The following is a 16,188-nucleotide window of genomic DNA, read 5'->3' as shown; positions in this document are numbered from 1 at the left end:
GTCAGCCCGGGTTGTTGTCGATGTCGTCACCGTGGATCTGCACCTTGGACCTGCCGCGGATGATGATTTCATCGGCAACGAGTTCGATGCGTCCCGGCGTGATGGTGATGCTGGACGTGCCTACCGTCATGGTGTGCGAATCGGTGGCCGTGAGCGTGCTGCCGGCGCCGACGATGACGCTTTTCGCCAGGCCGATCTGCTCCGCCTGCGCCAGCACCACGGTGGTGTTCATGGCGCCGATGACGGTGGTCTGGTAGGCGGCGCCGATGGTCAGCACCTTGGCCAGGCCGATGGTTTCGTCCTTGGCCAGGGTCACCCGTTCCGAACGGTGGCCGTCGATCTGCACCTGCTCGTTGCCGCCCACGTGTTCGCGGCGGTTGTCGCCGATGTCGATGTGTTCGTCATGGTCGACGCGTTCCTTGCGGTTGTTGTGCACGGTGATGTCTTCATCGTGGCCCACCGTCTCCGTGCGGTCGCGCTTGACGTGCACGGTTTCATCGCGGTCGACGGTTTTGCGCCGGTCGTTGCCGACCCAGTGCGACTCGTCATGCTCGACTTCGATGCGCTGGTCTTTTTCTGCATGCAGCCACAGCTCTTCCGCATCCTTGCGGTCCTCGAAGCGCAGGGCGTTGGCGTGCGCGGCGGAACCCTTTTTTGACGAGCGGCTCAGCATGCCGCTTTGCGTCTTGTTGGCCGGTAGCTCCCATGGCGGCATATTGCGCGCGTTGTAGATGCAGCCGATGATGATGGGCATGGCGACGTTACCGTCGAGAAATTGGACGGCCACTTCCATGCCCACCCGGGGCAGGCTGATGTGGCCGAAATTCGGTCCGGCCCAGTTTGACACTACCCTGATCCACGGCGAACTCCTGTCGTCGAAGTTGCCCAGGCGGTCCCAGTGGAATTGCACCTTCACCCGTCCGTAACCATCCGTATGGATTTCCTCGCCGGGTGGCCCGACCACGGTGGCCGTCTGCACGCCATAGATCTTCGGTTCCCGGCTATGGAAATTGCGGCCGGGGCGCCAGGGGATGTCACGGGCGATGCAGGTAAAGGTGTTGCTGTAGTGTGAAGTGGCGTTGCGTCCCTGCTGATAGTTGTTGCTGGCGTAGTGGTGCACGGACAGGATCAGGTATTCGCTGTCGGTACTATCGAAATGCCCGCCCAGCGTGAACCAGCGTCCCGGTTGCGCCGTGCGGTCATTGCCCTGCGCTTCGAACAGCTGGCCCTGGGCATCGCGCTCTTCCATGCGGCGCTGGGCCAGTTGCTCGCCGTCGTCGAAGTTTTTAAAACCGTAGCTGCCCGTGTTTTCATACACTTCCAGAGACGGCACGGCGCCTTGCCGGTTCAGCGAGTCGCGGCTGGCGCGGGCGCTGCGCGGATTCTTGAAATTGAAGCTGGCTACCGTCATCTGGCTTGGGGCCATGCGCCGCACCGTGCTCCATTGATGCACGCCATCGTCTTCCAGGGAACCGGCCTGGTGCTGGAAGGGCATTTCGTTCCGTTCACCGTCGATGGCCTGGCCGGTGGTGCTGTCGTCGGACAGCCACAAGGTGTGGCCGTCGCAGCGGTGTTCGTAGCGGTAATGCCATCCCAGCTGCTCCCAGTGGCGGTGCAGCAGATTATGGTCGCTCTCGTTGTGCTGGCAGGTGTAGGTGATGGCGGGATCCAGGCCGCTGGCGGCCAGCTTGTAGTCGCGCATCAGGTAGTCATCGAAGACCTTGTCCGTGAGCGCCGCCACGGTCAGGCCGTGGAAGGCGACATTGTTTTGCCGCAAGCGCAGGTGCGACAGCCATGGCTCCAGCACCATTTCATAAAAGGCGAAGCCGCCGTCCGTGCGGACGAAACGGAACTCGAACACGTAACCATTGAAGTAGCGCAAGCTGCCATCTTCGCGCACCAGCTCGACGGTCGCCATCTTGCCCATCAGCTTGTCGGGCGCGATGCAGGCGTCGTCGGAAAGCACTTCCACGACATAGGAAAAATCGCGCGACAGGCTTTCGCTGGCGCTCAGGCTGTTGGCCAGCAGGCTGCTGGCGGGCGCATCGCCGTGCGGGAAATGCAGGCGCAGCAGGCGCTGGCCCTGCATGTCGCCCACGAGCTGGGGGAATGCCGCCGTCGTGTCCGGGAACAGACTCATCACGCATCGCTTCACGGTAAGGATCGTTGGCTGACTGTAACAATCGCAGGCACAGGCGTTTTGCGCAGCCGCAAGGTTCAATCGTTGAGCGAAGGCATCAGTTGCATTTCGTAATGCTTGTCATCGCGGTGGCGCGGCGTGGCTGGATTGCCGAGGAAACTGTTGCAGCCGAGGCCGCCTTGCCCGCTGGGCGGCAGGGACAGGCCGTGCACGTCACTGGCGTGCAGCAGCAGCACGATGTCGTAGCGCAGCAGCGGCTGGCCAAACAGCATCAGCATCTGCCGAAGCTGGGCGCTGGCCGGGCCGCGCGGCAAAAAGCGGGCGTGCTGTGCTGCTGTGAGCGGGCCGATGCGCAGGCGCACGGCCAGGTCGGGGCGGCGGCAGCGCTCGCCCACGATGGCGCGCCGGCCCAGCACGGCGTTCGCGCCGCCCAGCGCCGTTTGCTCGCGCGGCGCCAGGGCCGCCATGGTGCCCGTCGCCTCCTGCACATGAAACGGCACGCCGAAGTGGTCGGCGAGGATGCGCGCCATGGCGATGGACGAGATGTTGCGTTGCTGTAGCAAGCCGCTGTACAGGCCGATGGCTTCGTCCTCGCCGCCGCCGGGACGGCAGCCTGCCAGGGCCAGCAAGCTGGGCAGGAAGGCCTGGCGCAGGGGGCCGTGTTCGATGCGGTATTTGCGCCAGGCCTGGTAGAACAGGGCGATGGCGCGGCTGGAAAACAGGTCGAGAAAGGCGCGCGGAGCGTGGTCGCGCTCGTCGTGCTGGTGGGCCGCGATGCGCTCCGAGTAGTGGCTGGGCAAGACGCCGTTGCTGCCCAAGAGGCCCATGAACGTGGGCGTGAGGTGCAGCTGCCGCAGCTGGCCGGACTGCAGTGCCTGCAGCAGGGCAGCGGCGTTGTCCTGCGCCGCCAGCGTCTCGATCTGGCTGGCAGGGAAGCGCAGCGAGATGCTGTTGTCGAAGCGCACGATGTTCGCCAGCGCCGCGTCTTCATCGAAGCCGTGTTCTCCCAGCCACGCCAGCAGCAGGTGCAGGGCCTGGAAGCACTCGAAGCGCTGCGGCGCGGCGAGCAGCTGGCCGATTATGCTGACGTCGTTTCGGCGAAGCAGGCTGGGCATCGTATGAGTTCCTTGCCGCTGCGCGCAGAGAGCAGCGTCAGTTGGCTAAAGCAGTTGAGCTGGCTGTTCATGGCGAAATAGCGCTGCAGCACCTGCGCGAAGATGTACACGCTGCTGCCGACAAAGGCGTGCTCGTCGATGCCCAGGCGGATGGCGATGCCGGGCATCAGGGAGGGAAACGGGACGGTTGGCATCCAGTCGCGCGTGCTGCCGTGTTCGAGCGTGACGATGCCCTGGATCAGGACTTGCGTGGCGGGCGAGCGGGGCAGGTCGTACAGGCTGAGCATTTTCTGGAATTCAGCCAGTCCCGCCTGCGTCAGGCTGGAGTAATTGAGCGACAGGTGCGAGATCAATTGCCACTGTGCGTCATTCTCCGTACTGAAACGCATGCTGGCCGAGGGCTTGCGCAGGAAGCGCACGGGGACGCCGTCCGGCACCTCCTCGGCCAGCAAGTCGCCGCCGGGCAAGCCGTAGTGCAGGTGAGCGGGCAAGTCGCGGTTGCTGCACAGCAGCCGCGTCGAGACCGTGGCGCAGGCCGCGCTGCCCGGCGAAAACTGCGGGTCGATCAGGCTCAGGCGCATTTCATGGCCGGGGCTGACGGCGGCCACGGCTTCGTCGCGGCGCGCCAGCCAGTATAGGCCATGTTCCTGGTCCTGCCCGGCCTGAGAACCCTGCAGCGAGGCATACAGCGGCAGAAACGTGCTCAGGCGTTCCCCGGCCGCATCCTTGCGCGCGAGGGTGACGGCATCGATGCTGTGGATGTCGTAGGCGAATGCATGCGTGGCGTCGGCCACCAGCGCATGGTCGGGCTGCGTATGCGCGAGGCGGATCGGCACGCCGGACTTGGCGAACAGGTTGACGACGGGCGTGCAGCCCAGCAGCAGATTGTCGCGGCTGACGCCGGACAATAGCCGTGCTTCGTGGCTGTCGCTGCGCACGCCCTTGAGCGGCAGGTGCAGGATGAACCGGCGGCACTGTTTCGGCAGCAGGGCGGCCAGCAGGGACCAGGCGATATCGACGAAATGAAATTTTTCCGGAAAGGCGAAATACTCGGTCAGCAGGCGCAGGGCCGGATGCGAGCGGGCGCAAAACGGGATCAGCGCGTCGTCTTGCGCGTAGCCGGCCGGGGCCAGCGGCATGCCGTCGACGGCATGCCACGGGCCGCCTTCCTCCAGCGCCACGTACGCGCCCGCGCCGCGCAGGAACAGGGCGTCGAGCAGGGCCGCGCGCACGGACGGTTCCCCATCGGCAAACACGCGCAGATTGGCAAGCCCCGCCTGGTCCAGATGGTAAAGGTCGCTGCTGCTGCTGAACTCGATGCTGAGCAGGGCGCTGGCGCCTTGCGGCAGGCGCAGGCCGGGCGGCGCGTCCAGGAGGGGCGAGAAATGCAGGCGAGAAATGGCCAGCGGCGCCAGGGTCACGTCATACGCGCTGGTGAACTTGCAGGCCACGCCCCGCACCGGCTGCGAGCGCAGCACGGTGCCGCGCGCAACGTGCGTCAGCTGGCCGCCCGGCGCTTCTTCCTGGGCCATGCGGACGATGGAGCACGAGGGAAACGGCCGCAGGTAGTGCGGGTACAAGGTTTCCAGTAGGGAATTGGTGAACTGCGGATAGGCGTCGTCGAGGCGCTTGGCGACCCTGGCCGTGAGCAGGGCGACGGACTGGATCAGGCGTTCGACGTGCGGGTCTTCGCACGTCTCGCCGGCGATCAGCAGGCGCCCGGCCGCTTTCGGATAGCGGCTGGAAAACGCGCGCGTGTACTGGCGGAACAGGCCCAGCTCACGTTCGTAATACGGCAGCAGTTGTTCCACGGTCGCGCTCTTCGCCAGCTGGAAAGCTTCATGCTGGCATCAGGCGCGATCGTGGGTGTTGATACGTGACAATGATTCTTAGAAATGGTACTCCGCGCGTATCATCGGCGTCTTCGCCGTTTGCCCCACATTGCCCGTGGTGGCGGCCGAATTGCCGAACTTGTTCTTCCAGTACTGGTACTCGATGCCTACGCGGAAGGTATTCTTGGCGCTGCCCAGAGCCGCGCCCACGTCGTACATCACCTGCATGTCGATATTCGTTTCCGCGGCCGTGTCGCGCCCCACTTCATCCTTGCCTTTTGAATCGATGAGGTTGAAAAAGCCTTCGAACGAGAACAGCGGCGACAAGGGGATGGCCCAGGCGCCCGTCAGCATGGCGTGCGTTTTATACGTGTAGCGTCCCGTCACTTGCGAGATGGGCGGGAAGGCGCCGCTGGGGGCGTTGCTTTCGCGCAGCAACAGCAGGCTGGTGTTGAAGAAGCCGGGCACGTCCCACATCAGGGTGGGGCCGGCCACCAGCATGCGCTTGCGCGAGTTGTAGCCGACGTCATTTTTCGTGTTGACGTCGAAGCCGAGGGTGACGCCGACGCCGCGCACGGGGCCGAACTTGATGTCGCTGCCGCGCACCTTGCCGATGTCGATGGTGTTGCGGTATACCAGGTAGGCCTCTTGCGCGCCGGACGTCTTGCCGAGCGCGCCGGGGTCCTTGCTGTCCGAGATCAAAAAGTCCAGGTTGACGAAGTTGCTGCCGTATTTGTAGCCGCTGGCGTGCGTGATGGCAAAGATGTTTTTCTTGATGTCGTCCGGGTTGAACGGCTCGCGGTAATCATTGCCGGCGCGCCAGCTCAGCGCGGTATCGCTCCATTCGGCAGCCTGGGCGGTCGCACCCACGCCAAGGGTGGTAGTGAGGCAGAGCAACAGACACGGTATGGTTTTTGGCACTTTCGGCTCCTGATGGCGGTGTTGGAAAACGGGAACGGGGGATGGCAGGGCGCAGGGGGGCGCCCACTAGCGCGCAGGTAGCGCCGCAATGCGGCACTGCGCGCCGTTCAATCCATGATGCGAGCATCGCCGCGTCGGGCGATATGTCTTGTCTGCATACTTACTATCAGTTCTTGCATATAATCATCGCACCTTCTCGCCCTTGCGGGGCAAGGCGGCCGCTGTAAAGCTGATAATTTTTTTCAAAATTGTAGACAGGTGTTGTTTTTTTGTGGAAATAGAAATGCGCGCCGCCACGCCATCCCCCAAGCGCCGCGGATGCCGATACGATAGAGACAACAGCTTGATTTTTATACCGGCGACCATGCCGGCGACCCCCGCAGCGAGGCACGAAAAAAACAATGACGGCACGCCTGGAATTACACGACATCAGCAAGCGCTATCCGTCCGTGGTGGCTAATGACGGCATCGATCTCACCGTCGCGCCGGGGCAGATCCACGCCGTGCTCGGCGAAAACGGCGCCGGCAAGTCGACCTTAATGAAAATCATCTACGGCGCCGTGCAGCCCGACGGCGGGCGCATCGTGTGGAATGGCCGCGAGGTCGACATCGCCAACCCGTCGGCCGCGCGCGCGCTCGGCATCGCCATGGTGTTCCAGCACTTTTCCCTGTTCGACACGCTCACCGTGACGGAAAACATCGCCCTCGGTTTGCCCGCCGGCACCAACATGGCGGAGCTGGCCCAGCGCATCGAAGCGACGGCGCGCCAGTACGGCCTGGACCTGGAGCCGCAGCGCCACGTCCACACGCTGTCCGTCGGCGAATGCCAGCGCGTGGAAATCGTGCGCGCCCTGCTGGCCAAGCCGCAACTGCTGATCCTCGATGAACCGACCTCCGTGCTGACGCCGGGCGCCGTGGAAAAGCTGTTCGCTACCCTGCGCCAGCTGGCGGCCGAAGGCTGCAGCATCCTGTACATCAGCCACAAGCTCGACGAAATCCGCGCCCTGTGCCATACGTGCACGGTGGTGCGCGCCGGCAAGAATGCGGGCGTGTGCGACCCGTCGCAAGAGTCGGCAGCCAGCCTGTCGCGCATGATGATAGGCGCCGAGCCGCCCGCCGTCACGCGCGTGGCGCGCACGCCCGGCGCGGCCATGTTGAGCGTGCGCAATCTGCATTTGCCGAAGAGCCATCCGTTCGCCACGCAATTGATCGATATCCATTTCGACGTGCGGGCCGGCGAGATCGTCGGCATCGCCGGCGTGTCCGGCAATGGCCAGCAGGAGTTGCTGGCGGCCCTGTCGGGCGAGGACTTGCGCGCGGCCGCCGCCAGCATCGTGCTCAACGGCACGCCTGCCGGGCGCTTGCCGCCGGGCCGCCGCCGCGCCCTCGGTTTCGGCTTCGTGCCGGAGGAGCGGCTGGGACGCGGTGCCGTGCCCGACATGGCGCTGGCCGACAACGTGTTGTTGAGCTTGCAGACCCCGGCCACCATCCGCCACGGCTTCCTGCGCCGTGGCGCGATCGCGCAGCGGGCCGCCGCCATCATCGCCCGCTTCCAGGTGAAGGCGGGCGGGCCGCAGGCGCTGGCGCGCAGCCTGTCTGGAGGTAATTTGCAGAAATACATAGTCGGACGCGAAGTCATGCGCGAACCCACGGTGCTGGTGGTGGCGCAGCCGACCTGGGGCGTGGACGTGGGCGCGGCCGCGCAAATCCGCGCCGAGTTGCTGGCCCTGCGCGACGCGGGCTGTGCCTTGCTCATCGTGTCGGAAGAACTCGATGAATTGTTCGAGATCAGCGACCGCCTGCTGGTGATGGCAAAAGGAAAAATTTCGCCGTCCCTGGACGTGGCCGAGGCCAGCGTGGATCTCGTGGGGCAATGGATGAGCGGGCTGTGGCCGCGGGAGGCTGTCCATGGCTAAGTTCGCCTTGCGCCTGGAAGCCCGTCCGACGCCGTCGCGGCTGATGTCGTGGCTGTCGCCCGTGCTGGCCGTGCTGCTGACCGTGCTGTGCGGCGCGCTGCTGTTTGTTGCGCTGGGACACGATCCCTTGGCCGGCCTGGCCGTGTTTTTCGTCGAACCCTTGCGCGACGCGCACGGCTGGTCCGAGCTGGGCATCAAGGTGGCGCCCCTGCTCTTGATCGCCGTCGGCCTGGCCATCTGCTTTCGCGCCAACATCTACAACATCGGCGCGGAAGGGCAGCTGACCCTGGGCGCCATCTGCGGCGGCGCGGCGGCCCTGTACCTCGACGACGGAATCGGCGGCGCGGCCGTCATCGGCATTTCCCTGCTGGCCGGCATGGCGGGCGGCATGGCGTGGGCGGGGCTGGTGGCCTGGCTGCGCGACCGCTACAACGCCAGCGAAATCCTCGTCTCGCTGATGCTGGTCTACATCGCCCAGTTGCTGCTCAGCTATCTCGTGTATGGCGTGCTGCGCGACCCGGAAGGCTACAATTTTCCACAATCGAAACTGCTGTCCGACGGCTTGCTGCTGCCGATGCTCGTCAGCGATACGCGCTTGCACGTGGGTATCGTGTTTGCCCTGCTGGCCTCGCTGGGCGGCTGGCTGTATCTGTCGCGCAGCATAGCCGGCTTCCGCCTGCGCGTGGGCGGCATGGCGCCCGCCGCCGCCCGTTACGCGGGCTTTTCCTCGCGCAAGACCCTATGGTCGTCGATGCTGATCTGCGGCGCCCTGTCCGGCCTGGCGGGCGTGTGCGAAGTGCTGGGGCCGATGGGACAGCTGACACCCACGGTCTCGCCCGGCTACGGCTTTGCCGCCATCATCGTCGCCTTCGTGGGACGGCTGCATCCCGTGGGCGTGATTTTTTCCAGCTTCGTCATGGCCCTGTTCTATATCGGCGGCGAACTGGCGCAATCGCGCCTGGGTCTGCCCAGCGCCATCACGGGCGTGTTCCAGGGCATCCTGCTGTTTGCCTTGCTCGCTTGCGACGTGTTGATCCAATACAAACTGCGCTGGAGGAAACATGGATAACCTGGCCCTGACGATCGCGCCCTTGATCGCCGCCAGCATCAACGCGGGCACGCCGCTGATGCTGGCCGCCCTCGGTTTATTGGTGAATGAAAAAGCGGGCGTGGTGAACCTGGGCGCGGAGGGCATGATGCTGGTCTCGGCCATCACGGGCTTTGCCGTGGCCGTCAACACGGGCAGCCCCACGCTGGGTTTTCTGGCGGGGGCGGGGGCCAGCATGGCGCTGTCGGGCTTCTTTGCCTGGCTGACCGTGTGGCTGGGCACGAACCAGTACGCGACGGGCCTGGCTTTATCTCTGTTCGGCGCGGGCGCGTCCACGTATATCGGCCTGAAGTACGTGGGCAACAGCCTGCACAACGGCCGCTTCGGCATCCCTTTACTGGAAGACATTCCCGTGCTGGGGCCGGCCCTGTTCCGCCAGCATCCGATGGTGTATCTGGCGCTCTTGCTGTGCCTGGCCATCGCCTGGTTCTTGTACCGCACGCGGGCGGGACTCGTGCTGCGCGCCGTGGGCGAGTCGCCAGCGTCCGCGCATGCGCTCGGCTATCCCGTGCGCCGCATCCGCCTGGCGGCCGTGCTGTTCGGCGGCGCCTGCTGCGGCCTGGCCGGCGCCTTTTTGTCGCTCGTCTATACGCCGCTGTGGGTCGAGGGCATGGTGGCGGGACGCGGATGGATCGCCCTGGCGCTGACCACGTTTGCCACCTGGCGCCCGGCGCGCGTGGTGGGCGGCGCCTACCTGTTCGGCGGCATCACGATTCTGACCTTCCACGCGCAGGCGCTGGGCGTGCCCATCGCCTCGCAGCTGCTGTCGATGCTGCCCTACGTGGCGGCCATCGTCGTGCTGGTGCTGATCTCCAGCAATGCCAGTTACATCAAGCTGAACATGCCCGCTTCATTGGGGAAAAATTTCACTCCCGGAAATTAATCACTCACACAAGGAAAACCATGTCCAAGAAACTATTGTGCGCCGCCGTCTGCAGTGTTGTTTTGATGCCCGTCATGGCTGCCGCACCGGCCACCGTTCCGCTGAACGTCGGCTTCGTGTACATCAGCCCCATCGGCGACGCTGGCTGGACCACCCAGCACGACCTGGCCCGCAAGGAAATGGAAAAGGCGCTGGGCAACAAGATCAGCACCCGGTTCGTGGAAAACGTGCCGGAGAGCGCCGATGCCGAGCGCGTGATCCGCGACCTGGCGCAGACGGGCAGCAAGCTGGTCATCACGACCTCGTTCGGCTACATGAATCCCACCTTGAAAGTGGCGAAACAATTTCCTAATGTGAAGTTCATCCATTTGACGGGCTACAAGACGGCGCCCAACGTGGCCAACACGAATGCGCGTTTCTACGAAGGCCGCTACCTGGCCGGCGTGCTGGCAGGCAAGATGAGCAAGACCCACGTGGCCGGCTACGTGGCGGCGTTTCCCATCCCGGAAGTGTTGCAGGGAGTTAACGCTTTCACGCGCGGCATGCGCAGCGTCGACCCCAAGGCGGAAGTGAAAGTGGTGTGGGTCAATAGCTGGTTCGATCCGGGCAAGGAACGCGACGCGGCCATCACCCTGATCGGCCAGGGCGCCGACGTGGTCACCCACCACACGGACTCGACGGCCGTGGTGCAGGCAGCGGAAGAGAAGGGCAAGTATGCGATCGCCTACCACTCGGACATGAAAAAGTACGGACCGAAGGCGCAGCTGGCCGCCGTCACCCACCATTGGGGCGAGTACTACACGAAGCAGGCACAGGCCGTGCTGGACGGCACGTGGAAGTCCAGCAGCACCTGGGGCGGCATCAAGGATGGCATGGTCAAGCTGGAAGGCATCAATGCGGCCGTGCCGGCGGACGTGAAACAGTTCGTATTGGCGCGTGAGAAAGACTTGGTTGCAGGAAAACTCAATCCTTTCAGCGCGCCCATCAAGGATAACGACGGCAAGGTGCGGCTGGACAAGGGTGTGCTGGACGATGCGGCGCTGACGAAGATGGATTATTTTGTCGAAGGCGTGGCGGGTAAAGTTTCCGGAAAGTAATAGGGTTGCGTATAAACTTGCTGTAATATTGCCGGAAACGGGAGCCGGGCCGGGAGCGCATTCCCGGCCCATCCACACAGCAAGGCCAGCATTGGCGCGTAACGGAGACAGCATCATGGATAGACTGGAAGTATTCAAGATTATCGCGCTGCAAGCGAGCAAGGGCGAGCTGACCTTCCCCGCCAACGTCAAGGCCACCTTGAAGTTGCAGGAAGCGCTCGATGACCCCGAATGCCATATCGAGGCGGCCGCCCGCATGGTCATGGCCGAGCCCCTGCTGTCGGCGCGGGTCGTGGCCTTGGCCAATTCGGCCGCCTACAACCGTTCCGGCAATGAAATCGCCAATGTGCGCGCAGCCGTCTCGCGCCTGGGCTTTGCCACCTTGAAATCGATGGTGGCGTCCGTCATCGTGCGCCAGCTGGGCAGCCAGATCACGGACCCGCAATTGCGCGCCAAGGCGGCCAGGCTGTGGGAACACACGGCCCACGTGGCCGCGCTGAGCCAGGTCATCGCCAGAAAAGTCACGCGCGTGGACGTGGAAACGGCCATGTTCGCCGCCATCGTGCATGAAGTGGGCGGCTTTTATCTGCTGTCGCGCGCCGAGGAATATCCGGGCTTGCTCGACGACAACACCGAAGACTGGATCGAATACGGCGAAAAACTGATCGGCCGCGGCGTGTTGCGCCAGCTGCAAGTGCCCGACATGGTCTTGCAGGCCGTGGAAGGCATGTGGCACGGCGGCAGCCCGTTCCCGCCCCGCACCCTGGGCGCGACCCTGGTGCTGGCCAATGATCTGTCGCCCGTCGGCTCGCCCCTGCACCCGCCGGAAAGCGCCGCGCGGCGCCTGGCTGCGGCGAAGATCGATTTTGGGATTGGCGGCAGCACCCTGCACACTATCCTCGAGGAATCGGCCGAAGAGATCGAATCCTTGGCGGCCGCCCTGCTGGTGTAATTTACCCCTCGATGACATCCCCGCCCTTGCCGCGGGGATTTTTTTCGTCCGCATTTTGCTGAGTCTTCGCCATGGCATACAATCGCCGGCTCGGCCATCCGCCGGACTGAATGTCTCCTCTTACCCAAAGGATTTTATGCAGAAGCTGTTTTTTTCCCTGGCCGTCACGGCACTCGCTTCCGGCCTGGCGCTGGCCTTTCCCGCTTATGCTGCGCATGACTTGCCCGTGGTGCAGGAAGCGCCGCTGCGCGCCCACCTGGCCTTCCTGTCCAACGATTTATTGGAAGGCCGCGGCACGGGCCAGCGCGGCGCCGACCTGACGGTGGCTTACCTGGAAACCCAGGCGCAGATGGCCGGATTGCAACCCGTGCGCGGCAACAGCTACCGCCAGAGCGTGCAGATCGCCGGCGTGAAATCCTTGCCACAAGACAGCAGCCTGCAGGCGGTGGCTGGCGGCAAGCCCGTGCCGCTGGCCTTCGGCCCCGACTGGGTGTGGGCCACGGGCGATTCCGTTGCCGCCCACGCGTTCGATGCGCCGCTGGTGTTCGTCGGCTACGGCATCACGGCGCCGGAAGAGGGCTGGAACGATTTCAAGGGCGCCGATGTCAAAAACAAGATCGTCGTCATGATGGTCAACGACCCGCAGCCGACCGCGCTCGATCCGAACCGCTTCGGCGGCAAGGCGCTCACCTATTACGGCCGCTGGACGTATAAATTCGAGGAAGCCAAACGCCAGGGCGCGGCCGGTGTGTTGCTGATCCACACGAAACCATCGGCCTCGTATGACTGGAGCGTCGTGCAGAACAGCTGGAGCGGCAGCGAACGTTTTCAACTGGCAGACCGCACGGCCGGCACGCCCCTGCAGGGCTGGATCGCGGAAGACGCGGCGCGCCGCCTGTTTGCGGCCGGCGGACAGGACCTGGACGCCTTGCGCGCCAAGGCGGAAAGCAAGGATTTCCAGGCCGTCGCCTTGAACGCCAAGCTGTCGGGCGAGATGAAGTCCATCGTGCGCAAGGTGGAGCAGTTCAATATCGCCGGCATGGTGCCGGGTACCGACCCGACATTGAAAGATGAAGCCGTCATCTACAGCGGCCACTGGGACCACCTGGGCAAGCAGGGTAATTCGGGCGATACCATCTACAACGGCGCCGTCGACAATGCCTCGGGCACGGCCGGCCTGCTGGCCATGGCGCAGGAAGCCGTGAAAAAGCCGGCGAAGCGCACGCAGATCTTCCTGTGGGTGGCGGCCGAAGAGCAGGGGCTATTGGGCAGCGCCGCCTACGCGGCGGACCCGCTGTGGCCGCTGGACAAGACGGCCGCCGCCCTGAACCTCGACAGCCTCAATTTCGTGGGCGCCACGCATGACATCGGCGCGCAGGGCAGCGAGCGCACGGAGCTGGGCGCCATGGCGGCGGCGACGGCCAAAGCCATGGGCATGCATATCGCGCCAGCCCGCCCCGACTTGGCCGGCGGCTATTTCCGCAGCGACCATTTCAGTTTTGCCAAGGCGGGCGTGCCCGCGTTTTCCATCAATGGCGGACGCGACTACATCAAGGACGTGGCCGCGTCGAAAGCCAAGGCGGCCGCCTACGGTCCCCGCTACCATCAGGTGAGCGACGAGTACGACGCCAGCTGGGATTTGTCCGGCATGACGCAGCAGGCGCAGTTCACCCTGAACCTGGGGCAAGCGGTGGCCAACGCGGCGAAAATGCCGGCCTGGAAGGCGGGCGATGCATTCGGCAAGGCGCGCGGGCAGGCGAAGTAAGGACGTAAAAAACCGCTCTGTCGAGCGGTTTTTTTTGCGCTGGTCAGGTTGAGCTTGCCCGTTCCAGCCGGCGCTGCGCGTGGCGGTACTTGCTCCACACCAGCAGCATCAGCAGCGGCATGGCGCCGCCGACCATGCACAGGGCGGGCCAGCCGCCGGCGGCAAAGCTGGCGCTGGCCAGGGCCGAGCCGGCCGACGCGCCGATGAAGCCGCCCGCGATGAAGACAGTGGTGACCCGCGCCCGCGCATGCGGCGCCAGTTTATAGATGATGGACTGGTGCGTCACTTGCAAGCCCATCACGCCCATGTCCAGCAGGACGATGCCGATCAACAGCAGCACCAGCGAATGGGCGCCGAAGCCGATCAGGGCCCAGCCCGCGATCGAGGCGACGGCCAGCAGCCACGTGGCCTGGCGCGCGTAGCCTCGGTCGGCCATGCGGCCCGCCGTGTTGGCGGCAAAGGCGCCGGTGGCGCCGGCCAGGCCGAACAGGCCGATCTGCATTTCCGAATAGTGATAGGGCGCGCCGCTGAGCAAGAAGGTCAGGCCCGTCCAGAACACGCTGAAAGTGCCCAGGCCCAGGCCCGAGAACAGGGCGCGCTGGCGCAGCAGCGGTTCCTGGCGGATGATGTCGGCCAGCGAGGCCATCAGCTTGCCGTACTGCAGCTTGCCACGCGGCGTCTCGTTGGGCAGGATGCGGCGCAGCATGACGAGCAGGGCGGCCACGACGATGGCGGCCAGCACGTAGACGGTGCGCCAGCCGCCGCTGATCTGCGACACCGTGCCGGACACGGTACGCGCCAGCAAGATGCCCAATAATAAACCCGTCATGACGGTGCCTACCATGCGGCCCCGGCTGTGGTCGGGCGCATACGAAGCCACCATGGCCGTGACGACCATCAATGCGCTGGCCGTGATCCCCATCAATACGCTGGCGATGGCAAAGACGATAATATTCTGACTGGTAGCGGCCAGCAGCAGGGCGCCGATCTTGGCGATCAGCATCCACGTCAGCAACTGGCGGCGGTTCAGCACATCGCTGAGGGGCACCAGGAAGACGATGCCCAGCACGTAGCCGATCTGCGTGGCCGTGACCAGGTAGCCCGCCTGCGGCACGCTGACGCCAAACGAGGCGGCCAGCATGGACGTGAGCGGCTGCACGTAGTACAGGCTGGCGACGAGTACGCCGGCGGACAGGGCGAACAACAGGATGCGGGTGGAACTGAGCAGGGTGCCGGCGTCGACGGAAGATGGTGCGGATTTCATGCGGTACAGCTTTCTTGGAATAATGCTTTTGGATGAGCATGATAGCGGGGCTGCGCATTTCTTGCCGGGCAGGGCCGATTTTGCGGCGGGAAGGCGGGCAAAACAGCAGGCAAAACAGCAGGCAAAAAAATCCCGGCGATCGTTGCCGACGGCCGGGAAAAGGGTATTTGGGGAAATACCGGGAGAGACAGTGAAGTTACTGCGCGCGCGCCAGCTCCGCATGCACCTGCGCCGTGATTTCATACGAACGCAGGCGGTGCTGGTGTTCGAAGATTTGCGAGGTGATCATCAGTTCGTCGGCGCCCGTTTCGGCGATGAAGGCGGCCATTTTCGCCTTGACCGTGTCCGGCGCGCCGATGGCCGTGCACGACAGGACGGAGTCGAGCATGGCGCGTTCCTGCGGGCCCAGCTGCTCCAGGTAGGCGGGCACGGGCGGCTGCAGACGCGACGGGCGGCCCGTGCGCAGGTTGACGAAGGCCTGCTGCATCGACGTGGCGCGCAGGTGCGCCTCGGCATCCGTATCGGCGGCGAACACGTTAAAGCCCAGCATCACGTAGGGTTGCGCCAATTGCTTCGACGGCTTGAAGTGCTCGCGGTAATACGCCACGGCCTGCAGCATCATTTGCGGCGCGAAGTGCGAGGCGAACGCATACGGCAAGCCCAGGTGGGCGGCCAGCTGGGCGCCGAACAGGCTGGACCCGAGTATCCACACGGGCACTTTCGCGCCCTTGCCGGGCACGGCCAGCACGCGCTGGCGCGGCTCGTCGGACATGTAGTCGATCAATTCCAGCACGTCCTGCGGAAACTGCTCCGCGTCGGACTGCAGGTCGCGGCGCAGGGCGCGCGCCGTCGTCTGGTCGGAGCCGGGCGCGCGGCCCAGGCCCAGGTCGATGCGGCCCGGGTGCAGCGCTTCCAGTGTGCCGAACTGTTCCGCGATGACGAGCGGCGAGTGGTTCGGCAGCATCACGCCGCCCGCGCCCACGCGGATGGTGTTCGTGCCGGCCGCCACATGGGCGATGACGACGGCCGTGGCGGCGCTGGCGATGCCGGGCATGCCGTGGTGTTCGGCCAGCCAGTAGCGGTTGTAGCCCCAGCGTTCGCCGTGCTGCGCCAGGTCCAGCGTGTTCTTGAACGACTGGCTGGCGTTGCTGCCTTCGGCGATGGGCGCGAGGTCAAGTATGGAAAATGGAATCAT

12 protein-coding genes are annotated in these 16,188 nt (G+C 64.8%); 6 read left to right on the top strand and 6 right to left on the bottom strand.

Annotated features, from left to right (window positions below; translation table 11 throughout):
- Window position 1: 1 nt before the first annotated feature.
- From AC07VI_RS09920 to AC07VI_RS09905, 4 genes are all read right to left on the bottom strand, one after another.
- The gene (locus tag AC07VI_RS09920; protein WP_492996268.1) at window positions 2-2,140 is read right to left on the bottom strand and encodes a type VI secretion system Vgr family protein; all 2,139 of its coding nucleotides are present in this window, start codon (window positions 2,138-2,140) and stop codon (window positions 2-4) included.
- Window positions 2,141-2,217: 77 nt separating this feature from the next.
- The gene (gene tssG, locus AC07VI_RS09915) at window positions 2,218-3,255 is read right to left on the bottom strand and encodes a type VI secretion system baseplate subunit TssG (RefSeq protein WP_492992788.1); all 1,038 of its coding nucleotides are present in this window, start codon (window positions 3,253-3,255) and stop codon (window positions 2,218-2,220) included.
- Entirely contained in the window at window positions 3,219-5,066 is a 1,848-nt protein-coding gene (tssF, locus tag AC07VI_RS09910) for a type VI secretion system baseplate subunit TssF (protein WP_086145026.1), read from the bottom strand. The genes tssG and tssF overlap by 37 nt, the downstream gene beginning before the upstream one ends.
- Before the next feature lie 78 nt (window positions 5,067-5,144).
- The gene (locus AC07VI_RS09905) at window positions 5,145-5,957 is read right to left on the bottom strand and encodes an outer envelope protein (RefSeq protein ID WP_086145081.1); all 813 of its coding nucleotides are present in this window, start codon (window positions 5,955-5,957) and stop codon (window positions 5,145-5,147) included.
- A gap of 452 nt (window positions 5,958-6,409) precedes the next feature.
- On the opposite strand from AC07VI_RS09905, the gene AC07VI_RS09900 reads away from it, so the two are divergent.
- From AC07VI_RS09900 to AC07VI_RS09875, 6 genes are all read left to right on the top strand, one after another.
- A complete protein-coding gene (locus AC07VI_RS09900; RefSeq protein WP_086145027.1) occupies window positions 6,410-7,924 on the top strand; it encodes an ABC transporter ATP-binding protein in 1,515 nt (504 codons plus the stop codon).
- Complete coding sequence (locus AC07VI_RS09895) at window positions 7,917-8,993, top strand: ABC transporter permease (protein ID WP_086145028.1); 1,077 nt, start codon at window positions 7,917-7,919, stop codon at window positions 8,991-8,993. The genes AC07VI_RS09900 and AC07VI_RS09895 overlap by 8 nt, the downstream gene beginning before the upstream one ends.
- The gene (locus tag AC07VI_RS09890; protein WP_099419556.1) at window positions 8,986-9,915 is read left to right on the top strand and encodes an ABC transporter permease; all 930 of its coding nucleotides are present in this window, start codon (window positions 8,986-8,988) and stop codon (window positions 9,913-9,915) included. The genes AC07VI_RS09895 and AC07VI_RS09890 overlap by 8 nt, the downstream gene beginning before the upstream one ends.
- A 20-nt stretch (window positions 9,916-9,935) precedes the next feature.
- On the top strand, window positions 9,936-11,012 hold the full coding sequence (locus AC07VI_RS09885; protein ID WP_086145030.1) for a BMP family ABC transporter substrate-binding protein: 1,077 nt from the start codon (window positions 9,936-9,938) through the stop codon (window positions 11,010-11,012).
- Between the two features lie 115 nt (window positions 11,013-11,127).
- Window positions 11,128-11,964 (top strand): HDOD domain-containing protein, encoded by an 837-nt coding sequence (locus AC07VI_RS09880; protein WP_099419555.1) that lies wholly within the window; start codon window positions 11,128-11,130, stop codon window positions 11,962-11,964.
- A 136-nt stretch (window positions 11,965-12,100) separates the two neighbouring features.
- Window positions 12,101-13,729 (top strand): M28 family peptidase, encoded by a 1,629-nt coding sequence (locus AC07VI_RS09875; RefSeq protein WP_099374685.1) that lies wholly within the window; start codon window positions 12,101-12,103, stop codon window positions 13,727-13,729.
- Between the two features lie 43 nt (window positions 13,730-13,772).
- Here the strand turns inward: AC07VI_RS09875 and AC07VI_RS09870 are convergent, their stop codons facing one another.
- Window positions 13,773-14,993, bottom strand: coding sequence for an MFS transporter (locus AC07VI_RS09870; protein ID WP_086145033.1), 1,221 nt, complete (start codon window positions 14,991-14,993; stop codon window positions 13,773-13,775).
- Window positions 14,994-15,189: 196 nt separating this feature from the next.
- Window positions 15,190-16,188 carry an LLM class flavin-dependent oxidoreductase gene (locus tag AC07VI_RS09865; protein ID WP_086145034.1) on the bottom strand — a complete coding sequence of 333 codons (999 nt, stop codon included), beginning with the start codon at window positions 16,186-16,188 and terminating at the stop codon, window positions 15,190-15,192.

The sequence above is a fragment of the Janthinobacterium sp. GW821-FHT03A03 genome (assembly GCF_059421435.1).
The sequence above is the reverse complement of the archived record's forward strand: the minus strand, read 5'-3'. Positions and strand labels throughout refer to the sequence as shown.